General features: G+C 71.7%; 22 protein-coding genes. 20 read left to right on the top strand and 2 right to left on the bottom strand.

Annotated features, from left to right (window positions below):
- Positions 1–36: 36 nt before the first annotated feature.
- The 11 genes from hpnC to Q9R13_RS08235 all read left to right on the top strand — a co-directional run bounded on the left by hpnC (position 37) and on the right by Q9R13_RS08235 (position 13,128).
- Positions 37–936 carry a squalene synthase HpnC gene (hpnC, locus tag Q9R13_RS08285; protein ID WP_310964623.1) on the top strand — a complete coding sequence of 300 codons (900 nt, stop codon included), beginning with the start codon at positions 37–39 and terminating at the stop codon, positions 934–936.
- Complete coding sequence (hpnD, locus tag Q9R13_RS08280; protein ID WP_310964622.1) at positions 933–1,799, top strand: presqualene diphosphate synthase HpnD; 867 nt, start codon at positions 933–935, stop codon at positions 1,797–1,799. Before hpnC ends, hpnD begins: the two co-directional genes overlap by 4 nt.
- On the top strand, positions 1,796–3,175 hold the full coding sequence (hpnE, locus tag Q9R13_RS08275; RefSeq protein WP_310964621.1) for a hydroxysqualene dehydroxylase HpnE: 1,380 nt from the start codon (positions 1,796–1,798) through the stop codon (positions 3,173–3,175). Before hpnD ends, hpnE begins: the two co-directional genes overlap by 4 nt.
- A complete protein-coding gene (locus Q9R13_RS08270) occupies positions 3,172–4,188 on the top strand; it encodes a polyprenyl synthetase family protein (RefSeq protein ID WP_310964620.1) in 1,017 nt (338 codons plus the stop codon). The genes hpnE and Q9R13_RS08270 overlap by 4 nt, the downstream gene beginning before the upstream one ends.
- Complete coding sequence (shc, locus tag Q9R13_RS08265) at positions 4,185–6,140, top strand: squalene--hopene cyclase (protein ID WP_310964619.1); 1,956 nt, start codon at positions 4,185–4,187, stop codon at positions 6,138–6,140. The genes Q9R13_RS08270 and shc overlap by 4 nt, the downstream gene beginning before the upstream one ends.
- Positions 6,137–7,612, top strand: a complete 1,476-nt coding sequence (ispH, locus tag Q9R13_RS08260) for a 4-hydroxy-3-methylbut-2-enyl diphosphate reductase (protein ID WP_310964618.1) — start codon at positions 6,137–6,139, stop codon at positions 7,610–7,612. The genes shc and ispH overlap by 4 nt, the downstream gene beginning before the upstream one ends.
- Complete coding sequence (gene hpnH / locus Q9R13_RS08255) at positions 7,609–8,613, top strand: adenosyl-hopene transferase HpnH (protein ID WP_310964616.1); 1,005 nt, start codon at positions 7,609–7,611, stop codon at positions 8,611–8,613. Before ispH ends, hpnH begins: the two co-directional genes overlap by 4 nt.
- A gap of 5 nt (positions 8,614–8,618) precedes the next feature.
- Positions 8,619–10,463, top strand: a complete 1,845-nt coding sequence (locus tag Q9R13_RS08250; protein WP_310964615.1) for a 1-deoxy-D-xylulose-5-phosphate synthase — start codon at positions 8,619–8,621, stop codon at positions 10,461–10,463.
- A gap of 87 nt (positions 10,464–10,550) precedes the next feature.
- The gene (locus Q9R13_RS08245; RefSeq protein WP_310964614.1) at positions 10,551–11,513 is read left to right on the top strand and encodes an ABC transporter ATP-binding protein; all 963 of its coding nucleotides are present in this window, start codon (positions 10,551–10,553) and stop codon (positions 11,511–11,513) included.
- Positions 11,513–12,328 carry an ABC transporter permease gene (locus Q9R13_RS08240; RefSeq protein ID WP_310964613.1) on the top strand — a complete coding sequence of 272 codons (816 nt, stop codon included), beginning with the start codon at positions 11,513–11,515 and terminating at the stop codon, positions 12,326–12,328. Before Q9R13_RS08245 ends, Q9R13_RS08240 begins: the two co-directional genes overlap by 1 nt.
- On the top strand, positions 12,325–13,128 hold the full coding sequence (locus tag Q9R13_RS08235; protein ID WP_310964612.1) for an ABC transporter permease: 804 nt from the start codon (positions 12,325–12,327) through the stop codon (positions 13,126–13,128). Before Q9R13_RS08240 ends, Q9R13_RS08235 begins: the two co-directional genes overlap by 4 nt.
- Before the next feature lie 41 nt (positions 13,129–13,169).
- Here Q9R13_RS08235 and Q9R13_RS08230 read toward each other — a convergent pair whose 3' ends face one another.
- Positions 13,170–16,793 carry an Ig-like domain-containing protein gene (locus tag Q9R13_RS08230; protein ID WP_310964611.1) on the bottom strand — a complete coding sequence of 1,208 codons (3,624 nt, stop codon included), beginning with the start codon at positions 16,791–16,793 and terminating at the stop codon, positions 13,170–13,172.
- Positions 16,794–16,982: 189 nt separating this feature from the next.
- Between Q9R13_RS08230 and Q9R13_RS08225 the strand changes: the two genes are divergently transcribed.
- The 7 genes from Q9R13_RS08225 (at position 16,983) to Q9R13_RS08195 (ending at position 22,000) form a co-directional block, all read left to right on the top strand.
- Positions 16,983–17,507: a DinB family protein gene (locus Q9R13_RS08225; protein WP_310964609.1), complete on the top strand. Its 525-nt coding sequence runs from the start codon at positions 16,983–16,985 to the stop codon at positions 17,505–17,507.
- Positions 17,504–18,127 carry a class I SAM-dependent methyltransferase gene (locus Q9R13_RS08220; RefSeq protein WP_310964608.1) on the top strand — a complete coding sequence of 208 codons (624 nt, stop codon included), beginning with the start codon at positions 17,504–17,506 and terminating at the stop codon, positions 18,125–18,127. Before Q9R13_RS08225 ends, Q9R13_RS08220 begins: the two co-directional genes overlap by 4 nt.
- Positions 18,124–18,318: a DUF3046 domain-containing protein gene (locus Q9R13_RS08215; RefSeq protein WP_310964606.1), complete on the top strand. Its 195-nt coding sequence runs from the start codon at positions 18,124–18,126 to the stop codon at positions 18,316–18,318. Before Q9R13_RS08220 ends, Q9R13_RS08215 begins: the two co-directional genes overlap by 4 nt.
- Positions 18,315–18,860: an NUDIX hydrolase gene (locus tag Q9R13_RS08210; protein ID WP_310964605.1), complete on the top strand. Its 546-nt coding sequence runs from the start codon at positions 18,315–18,317 to the stop codon at positions 18,858–18,860. The genes Q9R13_RS08215 and Q9R13_RS08210 overlap by 4 nt, the downstream gene beginning before the upstream one ends.
- A complete protein-coding gene (locus Q9R13_RS08205) occupies positions 18,853–20,112 on the top strand; it encodes an MFS transporter (protein WP_310964604.1) in 1,260 nt (419 codons plus the stop codon). Before Q9R13_RS08210 ends, Q9R13_RS08205 begins: the two co-directional genes overlap by 8 nt.
- Before the next feature lie 229 nt (positions 20,113–20,341).
- Entirely contained in the window at positions 20,342–21,412 is a 1,071-nt protein-coding gene (gene recA, locus Q9R13_RS08200; RefSeq protein WP_310964603.1) for a recombinase RecA, read from the top strand.
- Between the two features lie 42 nt (positions 21,413–21,454).
- On the top strand, positions 21,455–22,000 hold the full coding sequence (locus Q9R13_RS08195) for a regulatory protein RecX (protein ID WP_310964602.1): 546 nt from the start codon (positions 21,455–21,457) through the stop codon (positions 21,998–22,000).
- Between the two features lie 9 nt (positions 22,001–22,009).
- Here the strand turns inward: Q9R13_RS08195 and Q9R13_RS08190 are convergent, their stop codons facing one another.
- Positions 22,010–22,495, bottom strand: a complete 486-nt coding sequence (locus tag Q9R13_RS08190; RefSeq protein ID WP_310964601.1) for a nuclear transport factor 2 family protein — start codon at positions 22,493–22,495, stop codon at positions 22,010–22,012.
- Between the two features lie 60 nt (positions 22,496–22,555).
- Between Q9R13_RS08190 and Q9R13_RS08185 the strand changes: the two genes are divergently transcribed.
- On the top strand, positions 22,556–23,272 hold the full coding sequence (locus Q9R13_RS08185; RefSeq protein WP_310964600.1) for a GNAT family N-acetyltransferase: 717 nt from the start codon (positions 22,556–22,558) through the stop codon (positions 23,270–23,272).
- A gap of 10 nt (positions 23,273–23,282) precedes the next feature.
- Positions 23,283–23,771 carry a hotdog fold domain-containing protein gene (locus Q9R13_RS08180; protein WP_310964599.1) on the top strand — a complete coding sequence of 163 codons (489 nt, stop codon included), beginning with the start codon at positions 23,283–23,285 and terminating at the stop codon, positions 23,769–23,771.
- The last annotated feature ends 64 nt before the right edge of the window (positions 23,772–23,835 follow it).

The following is a 23,835-nucleotide window of genomic DNA, read 5'->3' as shown; positions in this document are numbered from 1 at the left end:
CAGACTTCGCATTCCTTGAGGATCCACGATCGAAGGGTGACCAGCGACGTTGCTCCCAGCACGGTGCCTGGGATCGCCCGCGCCCTGCGTGAGCGGGAGCGCGGGGAGAACTTCCCGGTCGCGCTGGCGGTGCTGCCCCGGCGCCACCGTGAGGCGCTGCACGCGGTCTACGCCTATGCGCGCACCGTGGACGAGCTGGGCGATGCGGCGATCGGGGACCGCGTCGCCCAGTTGCGCGCACTCGAGGCTCGGCTGCCGGCCACGTGGGACGGCGCCCGCATCGACGACCCGGTCCTCGACGACCTGCAACGCACCGTGGTCGCCCGGGGCGTCGACCAGCAACCGTTCCGCGACCTGATCGCGGCGAACCTGCAGGACCAGCGGGTCAATCGCTACCGCAGCCTCGACGAGCTACGGGACTACTGCCGGCTCAGCGCGGACCCGGTCGGCCGCATCGTGCTCCAGGTGTTCGGCGCGGCCACCGCCGCCAACGTCGAGCTGTCCGACCGGGTGTGCACCGCGCTGCAGCTCCTCGAGCACTGGCAGGACGTCGCCGAGGACCGTTGTGCCGGCCGGATCTACCTGCCCGGCGAGGATCTCGACCGGTACGGCGTCGCGGAGACCGACCTCGACCTGCCCTCCGCGACTCCCCAGCTGGCGTCGATGATGCGGTTCGAGATCGAGCGCGCCGCCCGGTTGCTCGAGTCGGGCGCCCCGCTGGTCCGCGAGCTGCGCGGTTGGGCCCGCCCATGCGTCGCCGGCTTCGTCGCCGGTGGCCGCGCGACGGTGGCGGCCCTGCGGCGTACCCACGGCGACGTGCTCGCCACCGCGGCCCGCCCGTCTCGCCCCGGCACCGCGGCCCGGCTCGTCGGCCTGCTCGCGCGCAGCGCGCTGGCCACCACCGTCACCGACGACAGCGGGGAGGCACACCGATGACGACCACCAGCGAGGCCTATCGAGAGGCCGTCGAGATCACCCGGTCCGAGGCGAAGAACTTCTACTACGGCATCCGGCTGCTGCCGCCGGCCAAGCGGGACGCCCTGTGCGCGCTCTACGCCCTGGCGCGCCGGATCGACGACATCGGCGACGGAGACCTGCCGGTGGCCGCGAAGCAGGCGGCGCTCTCCGACGTGCGCAAGGAGCTCGGCCGGCTCGACGACTCCACCGATCCCGTCTACGCGGCGGTCGCCGACGCAGCCCGTCGCTACCCCGTCCCGATGGAGGCGTTCGAGGAGCTGGTCGAGGGCGTCGAGCTCGACCTCGGGCAGGTCCGGATCGGCGACTTCGACGAACTGGTGCACTACTGCCGACTGGTCGCCGGGTCGGTCGGTCGGCTCTGCCTGTCGATCTTCGGCCGCGAGCGCGCCCACGACGACGGCACCGCGTCGACGTACGCCGACCAGCTGGGCATCGCGCTGCAACAGACCAACATCCTGCGTGACGTCCGCGAGGACCTGAGCAACGGCAGGATCTACCTGCCCGCCGACGAGCTCGAGCGGTTCGGCATCCACCTCGCCCTGGACGGCACCGGCGTCCTCGACGACCCGCAGGGCCGGCTCGCGGGCTACCTGCGGTACGCCGCCGCCCGCGCCGAGGACTGGTACTCGCTGGGCCTACGCCTGGTCCCGTACCTCGACTGGCGCAGCGCGGCGTCCTGCCGTGCGATGGCCGGCATCTATCACCACCTGCTCACCCGGATCGAGGCGAACCCGGTGGCTGTCTACGACCGGCGACTCTCGTTGAGCGCCGGGGAGAAGGCCCGGGTCGCGCTGTCGTCACTCGCCGGAGTCGGCGGATGAGGGGCCGCCTGGCGGTCGTTGGCGGTGGGCTTGCCGGCATCACCGCGGCCCTCGGCTGCGCGGACGCCGGGTACGACGTCACCCTGTTCGAGGCCCGTCCCCGGCTCGGGGGCCTGACGCACTCCTTCCAGCGCGACGGTCTGTGGGTCGACAACGGTCAGCACGTCTTCCTGCGCTGCTGCACCTCCTATCTCGCGCTGCTGGAGCGGCTCGGGGTCGCCGACCAGGTCGTCCTGCAGCCTCGTCTCGACGTGCCGGTGCGCAGCGGCGAGCACACCGGCGTCGGACGACTGCGCCGCACCGCGCTGCCCGCCCCGCTGCACCTCGGGGCCGCCCTGGCCCGCTACCGGTGGCTGACCCCGGGGGAGCGGGCTCGGGTGATCACCGCGGCCCTGGCGCTGGGTCGTGTCGATCGCACCGACGCCTCGGTCGACGGCCGGTCCTTCGGTGACTGGCTGGCCCGGCACGGACAGTCGGACCGCGCGGTCGAGGCCGTATGGGACCTGATCGGGGTGGCCACCCTGAACGCCCCGGCGGCCGAGGCCTCGCTCGCGCTGGCCGCCACCGTGTTCCAGATCGGCCTGTTGCAGCATGCCGACGCCGCCGACATCGGCTGGTCCCGGGTTCCCCTCCAGCAGCTGCACGGCGATGCCGCGGCCCGCGCCCTGGCCGGCGCCGGCGCCGCCGTACGTGTCCGGGAGCGGGTGCGCGCGCTCGATCCGGACGACGGGGGCTGGCTGGTCACCACCGACGACAGCACCGCGCCGTACGACGACGTGGTGCTGGCGACTCCGCCCGGTACCACCGAGGCGCTGCTGCCCGACGGCGCGGTCGACCTCGAGCCCGGCTGGTCCGGCCGGCTCGGTGCCTCGCCGATCGTCAACGTGCACATCGTCTTGGACCGTCCCGTGCTGGACACCTCGTTCGTGGCCGCGGTCGACAGCCCGCTGCAGTGGGTCTTCGACCGGACACCGCAGGCCGGCCTCGCCGACGGGCAGTACCTCGCACTGTCGCTGTCGGCGGCCGACGCCCTCGTCGAGCGCCCCGTCGCCGAGATCCGCGACCTCGTCCTCCCGGCGCTCCGCCGGCTTCTCCCAGCATCCGCAGACGCACAGGTGAAGGAGTTCTTCGTGACCCGTGAACCACGAGCCACGTTCCGCCCCGCCCCGGGCAGCGGACGCTGGCGTCCCCCTGCCCGCACCCGGCTGCCCGGGCTGCACCTCGCCGGTGCGTGGACCGACACCGGCTGGCCCGCCACCATGGAGGGCGCCGCGCGCAGTGGCGAGGCTGCGGTGGCATCGGTTCGTGGAAGCGCCGGTCGTGGACGTGTCGGCTCCCTCCCTCGCGCAGCGACACCCAGGGCGGTGGCGCGATGAGTGCGATCGCGGTGGAGGCACTGGGACGCGGGCGTGGGCTGCTCGACCCCGCTCTGCGTACGGCGGTCGACCGGCTCGACCCGCACACCCGCCTGGTGACCTCCTACCACCTCGGCTGGTGCGATGAGCAGGGCCGCCCGCTGGCGGCCGACACCGGCAAGGCGGTCCGGCCGGGACTGGTCTTCCTGGCCAGCGAGGCCGTGGGCGGTTCCGCTGCGGAGGTGGTCCCGGGCGCGGTCGCGGTGGAGCTCGTGCACAACTTCTCCCTGGTCCACGACGACCTGATGGACCGTGACACCGAGCGACGGCACCGGCGCACCGTCTGGTCGATCTGGGGCGACCCGACCGCGGTGCTGGTCGGCGACGCGATGCTCTCGCTGGCCCACGAGGTGCTCGACGAGGCGGACTCGCCGTACGCCCTGGCCGCCGACAAGGCACTGACCGTGGCCACCCGCGAGCTGATCCGCGGTCAGGTCCTCGACGTGGCCTTCGAACAGCGTGACGACGTCGGCCTCGCCGAGTGCATCGACATGGCCGCGGGCAAGACCGGCGCGCTGCTCGGCGTGAGCGCCGAGCTCGGCGCCGTGCTCGCCGGGGCGGGAGCGGACGCTACCGAGGCGTTCCGCTGCTTCGGCAACGAGCTCGGGATCGCCTTCCAGCTCGTCGACGACCTGCTCGGCATCTGGGGCTGGCCCGAGCGCACCGGCAAGCCCGTCTTCTCCGACCTGAGGTCGCGCAAGAAGACGATGCCCGTCGTCCACGCCCTTGAGTACGGCGGCGCCGCGGGCCGTGAGCTGGCCGCCTGGCTGGCGGACCCGCGAGACCCCGACGACTCCGAGCTGCGCCGCGCGGCCGATCTGGTGGACCGGGCCGGCGGCCGTGACTGGGCCCGTGACGAGGCGCGCCGCCGAATCACCGTCGCGGGCGCCGCGCTCGACGGCCTGTCCCTCGAACCCGTCGCCCGGGCGCAGCTCGACGAGCTCGCTCGCTTCATCGTGGAGCGTGACCTGTGAACAGCGTGAGCACCTTCCTCGAGACCCAGCGCCGGACCGGCTCCGGGCCGCGCACCGAGACCGCCGCCGACGTAAGCCACTGCCTCGACGCCGCGGTCGGTCGGCTGCGTGCACTGCAGCATGACGAGGGCTGGTGGAAGGGGGACCTGGCCACCAATGTGACGATGGACGCCGAGGACCTGATGCTGCGGCACTTCCTGGGCATAGCCACCGCGGACGGCGACGAGCAGACCGCGCGCTGGATCCGCTCGCAGCAGGCCGCCGATGGCTCGTGGAGCACGTTCGCGGGCGGCCCCGGCGACGTGTCCACCACCGTGGAGGCCTGGGTGGCGCTGCGGATGGCCGGTGACGACCCGGCTGCCGAGCACCTCCAGCGCGCGGCCGCGTTCGTGCGTGCCAACGGCGGCCTCGAGGGATGCCGGGTCTTCACCCACATGTGGCTGTCCCTGTTCGGACTCTGGTCCTGGCACGACTGCCCCGACCTGCCCCCCGAGCTGATCTTCCTGCCGTCGTGGGCGCCGCTGAACATCTACGACTGGGGCTGCTGGGCCCGCCAGACGATCGTGCCGCTGACCATCGTCAGCGCGTTGCGGCCGGTCCGCCCGGTGTCCTTCGACGCGGCCGACCTGCGCACCGGCGCGCCGCGACCCCCGAAGGACCGACTGCCGTCCTGGTCGGGTCTGTTCCAGCGGCTCGACGTGCTGCTGCACGGCTACACCAGCCTGCCGGTCAAGCCGTTGCGCAACCTGGCCATGCGCCGCGCGGTCGAGTGGATCGTGGCCCGCCAGGAGGCTGACGGCGGCTGGGGCGGCATCCAGCCGCCTTGGGTCTACTCGCTGATCGCGCTGCACCTGATGGGCTACTCCCTCGACCACCCGGTGATGCGGGCCGGCCTGGCCGGGCTCGACGGGTTCACGGTCCACGAGGAGACCGAGGACGGACCGATCCGCTGGCTCGAGGCGTGCCAGTCCCCGGTGTGGGACACCGGCCTCGCCGTCGCCGCCCTCCTCGACGCGGGGGTGGCCCCGGACGATCCCGATGTCCTGCGCGCGACCGACTGGCTGCTCGACGAGCAGATCACCGCCGACGGCGACTGGCAGGTGCGCCGACCCGACCTGCCGAGCGCGGGCTGGGCGTTCGAGTTCGCCAACGACGTCTACCCCGACACCGACGACACCGCCGAGATCGTGCTCGCGCTGCGCCGGGTCGACCACCCGGAGCCGAAGCGGCTCGGCGCCGCCCTGGACCGGTCCGTCGCCTGGCTCACCGGCATGCAGTCGCGTGACGGCGGCTGGGGCGCGTTCGACGCCGACAACACCCGGACCTGGGCGGAGAAACTGCCGTTCTGCGACTTCGGCGCAGTGATCGACCCGCCCTCGGCCGACGTCACCGCACACGTCGTGGAGATGCTGGCCGCGGAGGGGCGCGCCGAGGAGGAGCCGTGCCGTCGCGGGGTGCAGTGGCTGCTGGACGCCCAGGAGCAGGACGGCTCCTGGTTCGGCCGGTGGGGCGCGAACCACGTCTACGGCACGGGCGCCGCCGTACCGGCCCTGGTCGCGGCCGGGATGCCCACCGACGACCCGGTGGTCCGCCGCGCGGTGCGCTGGCTGGAGGACCACCAGAACGACGACGGTGGCTGGGGCGAGGACCTGCGGTCCTATCGCGACCCGACCTGGATCGGCCGCGGTGACTCGACGCCCTCCCAGACCGCCTGGGCGCTGCTCGCGCTCCTCGCCGCCGACGAGGACTCCGACGCGGTCGCGCGCGGCCTGCGCCACCTCGTCGAGACCCAGCGCGAGGACGGCGGCTGGGACGAGGACCGCTACACCGGGACGGGGTTCCCGGGCGACTTCTACATCTCCTACCGGCTCTACCGGCTGGTGTTCCCCATCTGGGCGCTGGGTCGCTACCTCGAACGGTTCCGCGGCCGGGACGAGAGGAGGCCCGCATGACCGCCACAGTCTGCACACCGCTGCGCACGGAGTGGCTGGCGCTGGCCGGCCTGCGCGGGGACCGCCTCCCGCACGCCGAGGTGGTGCGCACCGGCAGGTCCGCCGGCGAGGCGCGCCCCGGGCCGACCCTGGTCGCCGGCGTGGCCGGCGCCCTCGTCGACGGGCTCGGGCCAGGCGACCTCGTGGTGGCCAGCGAGGTCCGAGCCGGGGAGCGGGTGCTGCCCACCCCAGCGTCGGTGCTGCTGGCCGGAGAGCTGCGCCGCGAGGGGCTCCCCGTCCACCAGGGGCCGCTGGTCAGCACCGACCACGTCGTCGAGTCCGCCGCCGAGCGCGCCGCGCTCGCGGCGACCGGCGCGATCGCGGTCGACACCGAGTCCGGGCTGCTGGTCTCCGACGACGGGACCTCCGTGGTGCTGCGGGCCATCGTGGACGGGCCGCAGCACCGGCTGCTCAGCATGGGTACGCCGGCGCGAGGCGTCACCGCGCTCGCCGCGCTGCGCCGGGCGGCTCCGATCATCGACCGCTGGGCGGCCGCCACGGGCGAACGCGACCTGCTGCTCGCCGGGCCCCGCTCGTTCTGCGCCGGGGTCGAGCGGGCGATCGAGATCGTCGAGCGCGCGCTGGACCAGTTCGGCGGCCCGGTCTATGTCCGCCGCCAGATCGTGCACAACCGGCACGTCGTGGCGGACCTCGAGGCCCGCGGGGCGATCTTCGTCGGCGAGGTAGACGAGGTCCCGCCGGGCAGTGTGGTGGTGCTGGCCGCGCACGGCGTCGCGCCCGACGTACGCCGGGACGCGGAGCGGCGCCGGCTGCAGGTGATCGACGCGACCTGCCCGCTGGTCTCCAAGGTGCACCAGGAGGTACGCCGGTTCACCGCGCACGACAACACCGTGCTGCTGATCGGCCACCACGACCACGAGGAGGTCGTGGGCACGCGTGGGGAGGCACCGGACAACGTCATCGTGGTGGCCGACCCCGAGGAGGCGGCGCGGGTGCAGGTGCCCGACCCGGAGAGGGTCGCCTACGTCATGCAGACCACGCTGGCGGTCGACGAGGCCGCCGAGACCGCAGCGGTGCTGCGCGCGCGGTTCCCGGTCCTGGCCGCACCGCACAAGGACGACATCTGCTACGCCACCACCAACCGCCAGCAGGCCGTGCGCAAGGTGGCGCGCGAGTCCGACCTGGTGCTGGTGCTCGGCTCGCAGAACTCCTCGAACTCCCAGCGGCTCGCCGAGGTATCGGAGGCAGAGGGCACCCGTGCCCGCCTGGTCGACGACGCCGGCGACGTCGAGTTGGGCTGGCTCGACGGCGTACGACGGGTCGGCATCACCGCCGGCGCGTCCGCGCCACCCGCGCTGGTCCAGCAGCTCGTCACCGCGCTGTCCGGGCTCGGCCCGACGAGTGTCCACGAGGTCGGGAGCCTCACCGAAGACGTGCAGTTCGCCCTACCGAAAGAGGTGACTCCAGCATGAGCATGCCGATGCGCCAGTCGATCCGGCTGGGTGCCTACCTGATGAAGCAGAAGCTCAGGAAGCGGGAGAAGTTCCCGATCCTGCTCGAGCTCGAGCCGCTCTACGCCTGCAACCTCAAGTGCGCGGGATGCGGCAAGATCCAGCAGACCCACGACTGGCTCAAGCAGCGGATGCCCGTCGAGCAGGCGGTCGCCGCGGTCGAGGAGTGCGGTGCGCCGATGGTGTCCATCGCGGGCGGCGAGCCGCTGATGCACAAGGAGATCGACGAGATCGTCCGGCAGCTGCTCGACCGCAACAAGATCGTCTTCTTGTGCACCAACGCCGTGCTGATGCCCAAGCACCTGCACCGCTTCACGCCGCACCGAAACTTCGCGTGGATGGTGCACATCGACGGGCTGCGCGAGCGGCACGATGCGAGCGTGTGCAAGGACGGCGTCTTCGACGAGGCGGTCGCCGCGATCAAGCAGGCACAGGCCGCTGGCTTCCGCGTGATGACCAACACCACGTTCTTCGACACCGACACCCCGCAGGACGTCATCGACGTGCTCGACTTCCTCAACGATGAGCTGCACGTCGACAACATGCAGATCTCACCCGGGTTCGCCTACGAGAAGGCGCCCGACCAGGAGCACTGGCTCGGGCCGGAGGAGACCCGAGAGCTGTTCCGCAAGGCGTTCGCCGACGGCCGCCGCGGGAAGTGGCGGCTGAACCACTCGCCGCTCTACCTCGACTTCCTCGAGGGGAAGGTGGACTTCGCGTGCACGGCGTGGGCGATCCCGCTGTACTCGCTGAAGGGCTGGCAGCGCCCCTGCTACCTGATGGACGACGGCTATGTGTCGACGTACCAGGAGCTGATCGACGACACCGACTGGGACAGCTACGGCCGAGGCAAGGACCCGCGCTGCGCCAACTGCATGGCGCACTGCGGCTACGAGCCGACGGCGGTGGTGGCGACGATGGGATCCCTGAAGGAGTCGATCCGCGCCGCGGTCGGGTCGTGACCGGCATGACCACGACCGTGCACAGCGCGACCGATGACACGGCCGTCGACGACCGCACGACCGCACCGACGGTCGCACGGCCGGGACTCCTCGCGGACCTCCATGGGCCCGAGGACCTGCGCCGGCTGCCGGCAGCCGAGCTGCCCCGGCTGGCGGCCGAGATCCGTGCCGAGCTGATCCGGGCCGTCCGTGCCGCCGGGGGCCACCTCGGGCCCAACCTGGGCGTGGTCGAGCTGACCATCGCCCTGCACCGGGTGTTCTGCTCGCCGCGCGACGCGGTGGTCTGGGACACAGGGCACCAGGCCTACGTGCACAAGATGCTCACCGGCCGGACCTCCGCGTTCGGGACGCTGCGCCAGGCCGGAGGGCTCTCCGGCTATCCGTCCCGGCGGGAGAGCGTGCACGACCTGGTCGAGAACTCGCACGCCTCGACGTCCTTGGCGTACGCCGACGGGATCGCCAAGGCCTTCGACGTCACGGCACAACGCGACCGGCGCGTGGTCGCGGTCATCGGCGACGGCGCCCTGACCGGCGGAATGGCGTGGGAGGCCCTGAACAACCTCGCCGCCGCACCGCAGCGGCCGGTCATCGTGGTGCTCAACGACAACGGTCGCTCCTACGGTCCGACCGCGGGACGACTCGCCGTCCACCTTGCCGGGCTGCGCGACGGGTCGGCTGCCGGCAACCTGTTCGAGGACCTCGGGATGGCGTACGTCGGCCCCGTCGACGGCCACGACCTCGCGGCGGTCGAGTCGGCGCTGCGCGCGGCCGCTGTGTTGCGGCACCCCGTGCTGGTGCATGTGGTCACCCGCAAGGGCGCGGGCTACGGGCCTGCGGAGCAGGACGAGGCGGACCGGATGCACACCGTGCCGCCCGCTCCCGCTTCCGGGGCTGTGCCAGGGCCCGGTGCGTCCGCCGGCGTCAGCTGGACCAGTGCCTTCGGCGACGCGCTCGCCGCGCTCGGCGCCGACCGCGCCGATCTCGTGGCGATCACCGCGGCGATGCTGCTGCCCACCGGGCTGCGGAAGTTCGCCCGGCACTTCCCCGAGCGCGTCTTCGACGTGGGCATCGCCGAGCAGCACGCGGTGGCCTCGGCCGCCGGGCTGGCTGCTGCGGGGATGCATCCCGTCGTCGCGATCTACTCGACCTTCCTCAACCGCGCCTTCGACCAGGTGCTGATGGACGCCGCACTGCACCGCGCTGCGGTCACGTTCGTGCTGGACCGGGCCGGCATCACCGGTCCGGACGGACCGTCGCACCACGGCATGTGGGACGTGCCGCTCTTCGGCCTGGTCCCCGGTGCCCGGGTGGCCGCCCCCCGCGACGCCGAGCAGCTGGCGCAGCTGCTGGGCGAGTGCGTGGCGTACGACGGCCCGAGCATGCTGCGCTTCCCGCGGGGCAGCAGCGCGGGCTCGATCGCCGCTCGCGACCGGTGGGGGAGCGCCGAGCTGCTCACCGAGCCGGTCGCCGATCCCGACGTGCTGCTGCTCCCGGTCGGTCCGCTGGCGGTCCCGGCCCTCGAGGCGGCCGACAGGCTGGCCGCACAGGGGCGTGCGGTGAGCGTCGTCGACCCGCGCTGGCTGCACCCACTCGATCCCTCGCTGGTGGCCGCCGCGGCCCGGCACCGGGTGGTCGTCACGATCGAGGACAACGCACCCTCAGGGGGCTTCGGCGACACCCTGGCCCGGGCGCTGCGGGACACGTCCTTCGCCGGCCGGCTGCGCACCCTCGCCCTGCCGGACCGGTCCTTCGTCCCGGTCGGCTCCCGAGGCGACCTGCTCGCCGACCACGGCCTGGACGCCGACGGCATCGAGGCAGCGGTGGTGGGGGCTCGGACTTTCCCAGGTTGAGGGCCCATCGGTCACCTTCACACAGCAGAGCCGGTGTGTGAACAATGACTTTCCTGTGCGAGGGCGGTCCCGGTTAGGGTCGATCGGGTGACCGACTCCCTGATCCACGCCGCCGGGTTGCGCAAGTCGTTCCCGCTCCGTGACGGGGGCGTCTTCGAGGCGGTGCGGGGCATCGACGTCGACGTACGCCGCGGCGAGGCGTTCGGCTTCCTCGGACCCAACGGCGCCGGCAAGTCCTCGACCATGCGGATGGTGGCCGCGGTCTCCCCGGTGTCCGGTGGCACGCTGCGCATCCTGGGGATGGATCCCGCCACCCACGGCTCCCAGATCCGGGCCCGGATCGGGGTGTGCCCGCAGGAGGACACGCTCGACGCCGAGCTCAACGTCCGGGACAACCTCTATATCTATGGTCGTTTCTTCGGCATCCCGCGCGCCGAGGTACGCCGGCGTGCCGAGGAGCTGCTCGACTTCGTGCAGCTGCGCGAGAAGGCGACCTCCAAGGTCGATGACCTCTCCGGCGGGATGAAGCGCCGGCTGACGATCGCCCGCTCCCTGATCAACCGACCGGACGTGCTGCTGCTCGACGAGCCCACGACCGGCCTCGACCCGCAGGCCCGGCACGTCGTGTGGGACCGCCTCTTCCGGCTCAAGCAGCAAGGCGTCACCTTGGTGCTCACCACGCATTACATGGACGAGGCCGAGCAGCTGTGCGACCGGCTGGTGGTGATGGACAAGGGACTGATCGTGGCTGAGGGCTCGCCGACCGAGCTGATCCGGCGCTACTCCACCCGGGAGGTCGCCGAGCTCCGGTTCCCTTCGACAGGGTCCGGGATCGCGGAGAACGAGCACGAGCGGCTCGCCGCCAAGGTGACCGACCTCGCCGAGCGGGTCGAGGTGCTGCCCGATCGGCTGCTGCTCTACACCGCGGACGGTGAGGCGACGGTGGCCGCCGTGCATGATCGCGGGCTCGAGCCGACGACCTCACTGGTACGCCGGTCCTCGCTGGAGGACGTCTTCTTGCGGCTGACCGGTCGGACCCTGGTGGAGTGATGGCAGAGGTCACCGACGTACCCCCCGCGCAGCCGCGCAGCGGACCACGCGTGGTCAACCTCTTCGACTACTGGGCGACGGTCTACCGGCGGACCTGGCGCGGGACGGTGATCTCGTCGTTCATCACCCCGTTGCTCTACGCACTGGCGATGGGGGTGCTGCTCGGCAAGTTCGTGACCGCCGGGCCCACGAGCCTCGACGGAGCCAGCTCCTACCTCGCGTTCGTCGCGCCCGGGATGGTCTGCGCGCAGACGATGACCACGGTGTTCGGCGAGGTCACCTGGCCGGTGATGGACATGGTCAAGTGGCATCGCGTCTACTTCAGCATGGTGGCTACGCCGCTCGAGGTCTCCGACATCGTGCTGGGCCAGCTCGGCTTCGTGCTGTTCCGGGTGGCGACGGTCAGCGTGGTGTTCCTGCTGGTGCTGGCGCCGTTCGGGGTCTATGCGAGCGTCGGCGGGGTGATCGGTGCGTTCCTCGTCCAGCTGCTCCTCGGGATGGGCTTCGCCGCACCGATCTTCGCCTTCACCAGCTCGCTGCGCTCCGAGGACGGCCTGACCCTGCTGTTCCGGATCGGGATGATCCCGCTGTTCCTCTTCTCTGGCGCGTTCTTCCCGATCAGCAACCTCGGTCCGGCGCTGGAATGGCTGGCCCGGGTCACCCCGCTGTGGCAGGGCGTCGACCTGACCCGGATGCTCACCGTGGGTGGGTTCGACGCCGGCGCCGCGGCGTACCACGTGGCCTACCTGCTGGTCTTCGCCGTCGGCGGCGGCTGGCTCGCGGTGCAGCGGCTGAGGAAGCGGCTGGTCACATGAGCGGGAGCGCGGCGCTGGAGCGGGGTACGCCGGGAGGCGCCGTCTTCACCACCACCCGGATCCTGCACCGCAAGTACCTCGTCTTCCGGCGCTCCTGGATCGCCTTCCTCACCGGGTTCCTGGAGCCGGTGTTCTACCTGTTCTCGATCGGCATCGGTGTCGGCAAGCTGGTACACGGCTTCGAGTTCGGCGGCCACCCGGTGCCCTACGCCGAGTTCGTCGCTCCAGGCATGCTGGCCGCGTCGGCGATGAACGGCGCGCTCTTCGACGCGACCTTCAACTTCTATCACCACCTGAAGTTCGACAAGCTCTTCGAGCAGTGGCTGGCCACCCCGCTGACCACCCGTGACGTCGCGCGCGGCGAGCTGGTCTGGTCGCTGCTGCGCGGAGGCGTCTACTCCGCGGCGTTCCTGCTGGTGATGGTGGCGATGGGGCTGGTGCACTCGTGGTGGGCGGTGCTCGCGCTGCCGGCGGCGCTGTTGGTGGCGATGGCGTTCGGTGGTGCGGCGATGGCGCTGACCACCTACATGCGGTCGTGGCAGGACTTCGACTACATCACCTTGGGCACACTCCCGCTGTTCCTCTTCTCCGCCACGTTCTTCCCGCTGTCGGCGTTCCCGACCGGTGTGCAGTGGGTGGTCGAGGCGACCCCGCTCTACCGTGGCGTGGTGCTGATGCGCGAGCTCACGACCGGGTCGCTCTCCTGGGAGTCGGGTCTCTCCGTGGTCTACCTGGTGCTGATGGGCCTGGCCGGCCTCGCTGTCGTACGGCGGCGGCTGGACACGCTGCTGCTCACCTGAGCCTGAATGGGCTGGCCGGGCCCGGCGTCTGCCGAGCCGGGTCAGCGCACCTTGAACTTCGTCCGGCTCTTGCCGGTCCCGCCCTGGGTGGTGACGAAGACGTGGGCCGACTTCGCGTGCGCGGGCACCTTGCAGGTCAGCCTCTGAGAGGAGAGCGCCTTGACGTGGGTCGCCCTCATCTTGCCGATCCGGACCACGAGAGCGGTGCCCGGGTAGAAGTACGAGCCCTTCACGGTGAGCTTCGTGCCTGCCTTCCCGTGCCTCGGTGAGAAGGACGACACCTTGGGGCGGGGGGCGCGCACCACGAGACGGGCCGAGCCGGACAGGCTGCCGAGCACTGCTCGGATCGTGGTGCGGCCGGGGTAGCGCGCCGTCGTGACGCCGGCGCCGGTACCGCTGGGCACCACGGTCGCGACCCGCGGTGCGCTAGTGGACCACTGCACCGTGGCGGTGAGGACCTTCGTCGAGCCGTCGCTGTAGTGACCGGTGGCGACGAAGGGCTGCTTCTGGCCCACCAGCCTGATGGCGTGCGTCGATGCGACCGTCAGTGAGGTCAACGTCGCCGGGGACACGGTCACTTGGGCGGACCCGTGCGCCGACCCACTGGCCGCGGTGATCGTCACCGGGCCGCCCTCAGCCGCACCGGTCACGGTGCCGGAGGTGCTCACCGTGGCGACACTCGGCTCGGCAGACTTCCAGGTCACGCTGTCAGTGACGTCGGCGGTCTGGCCGTCGGTGTACCCGCCGGTTGCCCGGAGCGCGACATGCCGGCCCGCGACGATGGTGGAGGTCGGCGGGGTGACGGTGATGGTGGTCAGCTGGTGGGGGTCGACGGTGAGTCCGGCGGTTCCAGACTTGCTCTGGTACGTCGCGGTCACGGTGATCCCACTGCCGACCCCCACACCGTGGGCCAGACCGGTGGTGGCGCCGATGGTGGCCACTGAGGTGTCGCTTGTGGACCAGGTGGCCGAGCCGGTCACGTCGGTCGTCGATCCGTCGGAGAAGTTCGCGACGGCGTCGTACTGCTCGACCTGGCCCTTGGCGATCGTCGCGCTCGACGGTGTGACGGTCACCGAGTCGAGATGCTTGAGCACCGGGAGCGGCAGTTGCCAGATGCCCCTGCCGTGGGTGGCGACCCGGAGTGCCTCGCCCGCGGTGCCCGGGGAGGCCACCGCCATCTGCACCACCGGGACGACCGGAAGACCGGTCCCGAAGGGCTGCCAGGTTGCGCCGTGGTCGGCCGAGGCGTAGACGCCGATCTGGGTGCCGACGAAGACGTCGGCCGGGGTCCGTGGGTCGATCACCACGGAGTTGACCGGGATGTCGGGCAGCCCGGTGCCCGCCGTCCACGTGGGGTCTGCCGAGAGCAGGTCCGAGGTGGACCACACGTGCAGGTCGGCGCCCTGGAGGAAGTCGCCCAGCACCACGTAGGCCCGTTGCGGATCGGTCGGGTCGATGGCGAGCGAGGAGATGTAGGTGCCCTCGGCGGGGTCGCCCTGCGTGGTCGGCCAGGGGCCGGCCAGCTTCGTCAGGGGGCCGGTGCCGGTCGAGAGCCACACCGAGCCGTCATCGAGGCCGACCAGCCGCTCGCTGTCGTCGGTCGGCGCGATCGCGATCGCGGACACGTGGGCTCCGTCGATGGCGCCCGAGCTGCCGACCACGCTCATCGACGAGCCCTGGTCGGTCGAGCGGTAGAGCCGGTCCGTGCCGAAGTAGACGGTGTCGTTCGGGCTGCCGGGTCCGAGCGCCATCGGTGCGTAGAAGAGTGTGTTGTCCGAGCAGGAGATGCCGTTGGACGAGCCGCCGCAGCCGAGGAGGGACCAGTTGCCCTCACCCAACCGGTAGCCGTCGGTGCTGCGCCAGCGGGCCAGCCCGATCACGCTGCCGGTCGCGTTGAAGTAGGTGTGGTAGAAGGTCTGCGAAGCGGCCGTCGAATGGGAGTCGACCAGCGCGAAGCCGCCGTCTCCCCAGTCGACCCGGCTCCAGGCGGAAGGATCCGGTCCGGTGTGCTCCTCGGTGCCGTTGTCCTGGGTGCCCCCGATGGTGATGTCGGGGTCGTACGGCGCGACCGCAAGGCTCTCGAACTGCAGGGTGTTCAGGCCGGGGGTGTTCTCGCTCGTCCAGCTCAGACCGCCGTCGACCGACTTGAAGACCCCGCCATCGGTGGCATCCCACACCACGGTCTGACCGGAGGGACTGTGCGGAGCGAAGGCGATCGCGTGGTTGTCCGCGTGCAGGTGGGTGGTGTGGGTGCCGTTGTCGGAGGTGATCCCGCCGTCGCTGGACTCGACCAGGATGTGGCTCGGGTAGCTGTCGGCTGAGCCGCCGAGCAGCAGGTGCTGCGCGTCGGCGGGATCGACCGCGACCGGGCTGTCGTACCGGCACTGCCCACCGCAGACTTCCTTCGCCATCGGGGCACTCGAGGTCGTCCAGGTGAGGCCGCCGTCGGTGGAGGTGCGCAGATCACCGTGGGTGCTTCCGGCGCTGTAGGCATAGGCGACGGCGCCATTGACTGCGAGGTGCGCCTGGTCGCCGGTGGCGAGCGGCAGCTCGTTGGTCCAGGTCGGAGTCCCGAAGGCGCCGGTCACCCGCCAGATCCCGCCGCTGCCGTCGCCGGACTGGTCGGTGACCGAGACGAGCAGGATGCCCAGGTCGGGAGCAAGCGCTGCCACGTCGGCTCCCTGCTCGGGACCCTGGCCGGGCACCATCATCGGGGTGAACGAGACGTCTCCGGCCGCGGCGTCGGCGTTCGTCGAGCGGAAGATCCCCTCGGCCCACCGTTGGGGGTCGGCGGCGTGTCCATTGCCGACCCAGCCGTATCCGGAGGTGACCACCACGGTTCCGGGATCGGTCGCGCTGACCAGGATGCGTGAGATGGAGGATCCGCGGAACGCGGGCACGCGGGCGCCGCCGAACGTGACCGTGGGGTTGATCGGCCCGACTGCCTCTGCGGTGGTGCGGGCGTTCGCGATCCGGTAGAGCCCGACGCCGGCGTAGGAGTCGCCCGATCCGCTGGCCTCGCCGGTGCCGACGTACAAGGTGGTGGGGTCGCTCGGGGCGAGCGCCAGGGCGCCGATCGCCAACGACTGTGCCTGGTCGAGGATGGGCACCCAGTCCGTGCCGCCGTTCGTCGTCCGGAAGACGCCGCCGTTCGCGGTGCCGATGTAGACGATGTCCGCGTTGGTGGGGTCGACCGCGATGGACGTCGCGCGTCCGGAGACCGGAACCTCGTTGCCGATGGTCTGGCCGTTGGGAAGCCCGTTCGGTCCGATCGCGGTCCAGGCCTCGTCGGCCGCCGCCGCTGTGGCGCTCTGTGGCGCGCCGGCCGCCCCGGGCTGACCGGGACCGGCGGCGCTCCCGGCGTCCGCCTGCTGCGCCTGGGCCCGGTGCAGCTGGCGCACCGCGACCGCTCGCAGATCGCGGTGCCCGTCGGCCAACGGATCGCCGAACCGCGCCCGGGCGAACGCCGACCGGGCGGCGAGGTACTTGTCCGCGTCGATCGGGTGTCCCGCCGGAGCGTCCGGGTCGCTGCCGATCCCTAAGGGGGCGGGTCGGTGGGGGGACCCTTGCCAGGGTCTCGCCACCGCGAGCCCGGCGAGGGCGCACAGCACGGCCACGACCGTCACGACGGTGACGGTTCGGCGGATCTGGGTCCTGGGCTTCATGGGCGTGCCTCTCGACGTCTCCCCCAGGGGGAATCAGAGCATCGGATGAGCCCGGCCGTTCAGACTTTCGGAGAACTTCTCCCGATCGTCCACGATGGTCCGCGGGCATCACGTCGATCCAGCGCTCGAGCGTGCGCCCGGCCGGCGTCGATGTCCGGATCATCGCCGACGGCTGACAGGATTGCCTCCATGCCGATCGAACCGGACACCAAGGACTGGACCTGGGTACTGAGCAGACCGTGCCCGGACTGCGCCTTCGACGCGGCCCGGGCGACGCCCGGACGCCTTCCCGGGCTGCTGCAGGCGAATGCTGCGGGGTGGCGCGAGGTGTTGGCCGGTGACGACGCCGCGGTCCGGCCAGCGGACAACATCTGGTCGCCCCTCGAGTACGCCTGCCATGTCCGCGACGTGCACCGGCTCTTCGCGGCGCGGGTGCGGCTGATGCTCGAGCAGGTGGACCCGACGTTCGCGAACTGGGACCAGGACGAGACCGCGGTCTCGGCGCGGTACGACGAGCAGCCCGCCGACGCAGTCCTCGTGGACCTGCTCACGGCGGCCGATGCGGCGGCGGCGGCCTACGGTGCCGTGCCGGATGACGCATGGCAGCGCACCGGCCGACGCAGCGACGGTTCGGTGTTCACGGTCGACACCCTCGGTCGCTACCACCTGCACGACGTCGTGCACCACCTCTGGGACGTCGGCGGCACCGGGTGACCGACCCCCGCCGGGCCACCGTCGAGGCCTACCAGTCCTTTGCGGCGGCGTACGCTGCTGCGACGCCGGGCCTGCCCACCCAGGTGCGCTTCGACATCGCGGCCTTCGTCGCCAGGGTGGGGGAGGGCGCCGAGGTGCTCGAGATCGGCAGCGGACCCGGCCGGGACGCGTGCGCGCTGGAGGCGGCAGGCCTCGTCGTACGTCGCACCGACATCACCCCGGCCTTCGTCGACCTGCTCCGCGCGGACGGCCACGACGCCGACGTGGTCGATCCGCTCGTCGATGACCTCGGCGGTCCGTGGGACGCGGTGTGGAGCAATGCCGCGCTGCTGCATGTCGCCCGCGACGACCTGGCCACGGTGCTGGCGAGGCTGGCGGCGGTGACGAGGCCGGGAGGCGTGCTGTTCCTCAGTGTGAAGGAGGGGGACGGCGAGGCCTGGTCGACGCATGGCAAGGTGGCCGCACCCCGGCACTTCACCTACTGGCGGGAGCAACCGCTGCGCGAGGTGCTCGCCGGAGCCGGCTGGACCGTCGAGGTGGTCAACCAGACCGAGAGCGCCCGTGACCGCTGGCTCGACGTGGTCGCCACCGCAGCGCCCACCGGATCGGAGCATCGATGAGGCACACCGAGTTCTGGCGCCGGATGGAGGAGGCCCTGGGCTCGTCCTACGCGCGGGTCTGGGCCAGCCAGCAGGTGCTTCCCGAGCTCGGGGGCCGCACCGTCGCCGAGGCCCTGGCGGCCGGTGAGCCGGCCAAGCAGGTGTGGCGGGCGGTGTGGGCCGCCCTCGAGCTGCCGCCGGGCGAGCGGTGAGCGCCGACGAGCAGGTCGCCCTGGTCGATGCCGTGGGCACGGTGGTCGGAGTGGCGGACCGCGCCGAGGTGCGCGCCCGCAACCTGCGGCACGCAGCCACCGCCGTGCTGGTCCGGGACCGCGCCGGCCGGATCTACGTGCACCGGCGCACGGACACCAAGGACTGGGCCGCGGGGCACTGGGATGCGGCTGCCGGCGGTGTGCTGCGCTCGGGCGAGGATCCGATGGAGTCCGCCCGTCGCGAGCTCGCCGAGGAGCTCGGCATCGCGGGCGTCCCGCTCCACCCCCTCGGCAGCCATCTCTATGAGGACGGCACGACCCGTTGCTTCGAGCACGTCTTCGAGGCGGTCTGGAACGGTGCGGTCCGGCACCAGCCCGAGGAGGTCGCCGAGGGAGGCTGGCGCACCCTGGCCGAGCTGGCCGAGCTGCTCGCGGACCCGGAGCGCGCGTTCGTTCCCGATACACGGCAACTGCTCGGACTGCTCGCCGAGTGCGGTGTCGGCGACTACGCACAGCTGGGGCGCGTCGGTGGCGGTGGCTGAGTCCGAGGCGCCACGGGCCACCGACCCGGTGCAGCGCCGGACCCTGGGGGTGCTGGTGGTCAGCCAGGCGCTGGGCGGTCTCGGCAGCACCATCGGCGTCGCGGTAGCGGCGGTGCTGGCCGAGGAGGTGTCCGGATCGAAGGCGCTGGCCGGGCTGGTGCAGACCGCTCAGGTGCTCGGCGCCGCAGTCGCGTCCTTCCTGCTCGCGTCGCTGATGGGGCGCCACGGCCGGCGTACCGGGCTGGTGGTCGGCTACCTCGTCGGTGCCGTCGGCGCGGCGGCCTGTGTGCTGGGCGGGGCGGTCCGGTCGTTCCCGGTGCTCTTGCTCGGCGGGCTCCTCCTGGGCGCGAACAGCGCCTCGAACTACCAGTCGCGATACGCCGCCGCCGATCTGGCCACCCCGAGGACCCGCGCCCGGGCGCTCGCCGTGGTGCTGTGGGCGACCAGCGTCGGCGCGGTCCTCGGGCCCAATCTGACCGGTCCCTCAGGCACGGTCGCGGTGGACCTCGGACTGCCCCGCCTCACCGGTCCCTTCGCGTTCTCGGTGGTCGCGGTGCTGCTCGCGGTGGTCGTGGTCGCGGTCGCGCTGCGGCCGGACCCCCTTCTCGTGGCGCGGGAGCGCGCGGGTCAGGTCGACGTCGTCCGGCCGGGCACCTCGTGGGGCCGGGTCCGCGAGGTCGTCACGACGCACCCGGGCGTGGCCGCCGGGATCCTGGCGATCTCGGCGGGGCACGCGGTGATGGTCGCGGTGATGGTGATGACCCCGCTGCACATGCACCACGGCGGCGCTCAGCTGGAGGTCATCGGGATCGTCGTCAGCGTGCACGTGCTGGGCATGTACTTCTTCTCCCCGCTGGTCGGCTGGGCCGCCGACCGCTTCGGGCGTACGTTGGTGCTGGTGGCCGGCGCCGGCATCCTGCTGGTGGCGATGCTGCTGTGTGGCACCTCGCCGATGGGGGCCTCGTGGCGGATCGGGATCGGCCTGCTGCTGCTCGGGGTGGGCTGGTCCTGCTCGACCGTGGCCGGCTCGGCGATGCTGACCGAGTCGACCCCGCTGGCTGCGCGCACCGACGTCCAGGGGGCCGCCGACCTGTGCATGAACGGGGCGGCTGCCGTCGCGGCGGCCCTGGCCGGCGTGGTGATGCAGGAGCTCGGCTTCGGGGCGCTGAACCTCTTCGGTGCGCTGCTCAGCCTGGGCGTGCTTGCCGCCGTGCTGGTCGCCCGGCGCGAGGCGCTCGGGGTGGCACGCTGAGGGCTTGCGTCGAGTCGGCCGCGGCTGCGTCCGAACCGTCCTGCTGATTCCTCGTCCGACACGCCGGGGCCGGGGCGTGGATCGAACAGGTGTTCGTACTACCGTTGTCCTCCACAGGTAGGGGTCGACCGGCCGTTGTCCACAGATCCGGGTTCGTGGGACGAACCTGTCGGCGCCGCCCCCTAGCGTCGGAGCAGACGACAAGCCGCAGCACGAGAGGACGCAGATCATGGCCGCTGGAGCCGAGAGCAACAAGGAGAAGGCGCTCGACGCAGCGCTGGCGAACATCGAGAAGCAGTTCGGCAAGGGCTCGGTGATGCGGCTGGGCGACGAGGTGCGTGCGCCGCTCGAGGTGATCCCGACCGGAGCGATCTCGCTCGACATCGCGCTCGGGCTCGGCGGCCTGCCGCGCGGACGCGTGGTGGAGATCTACGGCCCCGAGTCCAGCGGCAAGACCACGGTGGCGCTGCACGCCGTGGCCAACGCCCAGGCCGCCGGTGGCTTGGTCGCCTTCATCGACGCCGAGCACGCGCTCGACCCCGACTACGCCAAGGCCCTCGGCGTCGACACCGACGCGCTGCTGGTCTCCCAGCCCGACTCAGGCGAGCAGGCCCTCGAGATAGCCGACATGCTGACCCGCTCGGGTGCGCTGGACCTGATCGTGATCGACTCGGTCGCCGCGCTGGTGCCCCGCGCCGAGATCGAGGGCGAGATGGGCGACAGCCACGTCGGCCTGCAGGCGCGGCTGATGAGTCAGGCGCTGCGCAAGATGACCGGCGCGCTCAGCCAGGCCGGCACCACGATGATCTTCATCAACCAGCTCCGCGAGAAGATCGGCGTGATGTTCGGCTCGCCGGAGACCACCACCGGCGGCAAGGCGCTGAAGTTCTACGCCTCGGTGCGGCTCGACGTACGCCGCATCGAGACCCTCAAGGACGGCACCGACATGGTCGGCAACCGGACCCGGGTCAAGGTCGTGAAGAACAAGGTCGCCCCGCCGTTCAAGCAGGCTGAGTTCGACATCATGTACGGCAAGGGCATCAGCCGTGAGGGTGGCCTGATCGACGTCGGCGTCGAGGCGGGGCTCGTCCGCAAGGCTGGCGCCTGGTACACCTACGAAGGCGACCAGCTGGGCCAGGGCAAGGAGAACGCCCGAGGCTTCCTCAAGGACAACCCCGACCTGGCCAACGAGCTGGAGAAGCGGATCCTGGAGAAGCTCGGCATCGGCCCGACCGTGGACGCTCCGGGTGAGTTCGTCGCCGACGACCCCACCATCGACCCCGAGGGCATCGACTTCTAGTCCCGGCAGGTCGCTGGGTCGCGACCCGCAGGAGGAGGAGCCATGGGCGCTGAACGCTCGACCGAGCCGGCTCCGGACCGGGACCTCGGGCCCGAGCCGGACCAGGAGTCGGTGGCGCGCAAGATCCTGCTCGACCAGCTCACCGGCAGAGCCCGGACCCGCGCCGAGCTGGCCAAGAAGCTCGCGCAGAAGAACGTGCCCGACGACGTGGCCGAGCCGCTGCTGAACAGGTTCGAGGAGGTCGGCCTGATCGACGACGCCGCCTTCGCCCGTGACTGGATCCAGCAGCGGCAGACCGGACGCGGCCTGGCCCGCCGAGCCCTGGCGCAGGAGCTGCGCCGCAAGGGCGTCGACGCCGAGGTGATGGGCGAGGCGCTGGGCGACGTCGACGACGATGACGAGGTCGGGGCGGCTCGCGAGCAGGTGCGTCGCAAGCTCAGGTCCGTGCAGACGCTCGATCGAGAGAAGGCTGTGCGCCGCCTGGTCGGGATGCTGGCTCGCAAGGGGCACTCCTCGGCGGTGGCCTACCGGGTGGTGCGCGAGGAGCTCGATGTCGATTTGGCCGACCCGGAGCACATCACCCCCTGACGGGCCCGCTCAGCCGCCGAGTGCGTCGAGCATCACCGCGCCGGCGGCGTCCAGGGTGCCGTGGTCGCGGGCGACCACGGCCCACCGACGGACCATGTCGGCGAACCTCTGCGGGTTGTAGACGTCCTCCTCGCGCGACCACAGCCCGTCGCAGGCATAGCTGAGGATGGTGATGTTGGACGCTTCGTGCACCGACCCGTCACCGGGGTCGCGCATCAGGTTCCGGATCTCGCAGACCACCCGTCGGCCGTCGGGGTCCAGCACCGCCCAGGCCGGCGGGAAGGCGACCATCTGGTTGCCGGGGAAGGTGGTCATGGTGCGCACGATCCACGGACGGATCTGCTCACGGCCCCGGAAGTCGCCGTACGCGTGCTCGCAGTAGGTCGCGTCCTCGGTGAAGAGGTCCGCAAACCCGGACCAGTCGCCGCAGGCAGCGATCTGCCCGACGGTGCCGACGTAATGGTCGAACGCGTCCTGGAGCTCGGCTCGCTGCATCGGCACATGCTAGAACGTGTTCTGGTGTTCAGCGAGCCGATCCCTGGCCAAGATGGTCGGGTGAGGTTCGAACTTCGCCGGGCGGACGTCGGCCCGGACGTGTCGTGGGCGGTCGCCGCCGATCGGGCCGCCGCCCGGCTCGGTCAGGTGTCCGGCCCGGTGCTGGCCGTCGACCTATCCGGGGATCCGCTGGTGTTCGGGGTCGACGAGCAACATCGGTTCGCGGTACGGCCGATGACCGAGGGCGACCTCCCCTCGCTCGTCCGCTGGGTCAACGCCGCGCACGTCGCCCGATGGTGGGACGACGACCGCAGCCCCGATGAGGTCGCTGCCCACTACGGGCCCGCCCTGAGCGGCCAGGACCCGACCCGACTGTGGATCTGGGAGGTGAACGGCAGGTCGGTCGGCTTCGCGCAGGACTACCGGATCGCCGACTACCCCGACTACGGGCTGGTGTGTGGACGACCCGACGCGATCGGATTCGACTACCTGATCGGCGAGCCGGCGTATGCCGGGCGGGGCCTGGGAACGAGCCTGCTGTGGGTGCTGCTGCGCGACATCGTGACTCCGGCGTACTCGGACGCCGGGGAGCTGTTCGCCGCCCCGGACCATCGCAACCATCGTTCGCTGCGGGTGCTCCGCAAGGTCGGCGCCACGGAGGGGGTCTGGTTCGACGAGCCGCACGATCCCGCCCGGCCGGGCGGCCGGCAGGACACGGTCATCGGGCACTCGATCGATGTGGCCCGGGTCATGGGCAGATCGGTTACCGGCAAGTAATGTCCCTGTCATGAGCAAAGTCCTCGACCTCTACGCCAAGGCGCACCGGATCCCGGTGGTGGGCGATCGGGTGTTCTCGTTCGCGTTCAGCCAGGTGGCGCCGTACTTCTGGTCGGTCCGGCCACTGTTCACCGTGATCGAGCCGAACCGCGCCGAAGTGGTGATCCGCAAGCGGCGCGGGGTGCAGAACCACATCGGCACCGTGCACGCGATCGCGCTGTGCAACGGGCTCGAAGCAGCGATGGGCGCGCTGGCCGAGGCGTCGATCCCGAGCGACAAGCGATGGATCCCGAAGGGGATGGAGGTCAGCTACACCGCCAAGGCGGACTCCGACATCACCTGCATCGCCGAGACCGACCCTGAGCAGTGGGGCGGCGCCGCCCTGTCCGAGTCGGGCGGCGACCTGCGGGTGCGGGTCCGCGGGGTCCGCAAGGACGGCGCCACCGTGATCGAGGGGGAGATCCGGCTCTGGGTGACCGATAAGCCCGGAGCGACGTGAGCGACCACAGCTGGTCCTGACCACCGTTTGCTCCGCGTCGCCCCCGGGCACCAGCGGGGCAGAC

The organism is Nocardioides marmorisolisilvae (assembly GCF_031656915.1).
GTDB classification, from domain to species: domain Bacteria; phylum Actinomycetota; class Actinomycetes; order Propionibacteriales; family Nocardioidaceae; genus Marmoricola; species Marmoricola terrisoli.
The sequence above is the reverse complement of the archived record's forward strand: the minus strand, read 5'-3'. Positions and strand labels throughout refer to the sequence as shown.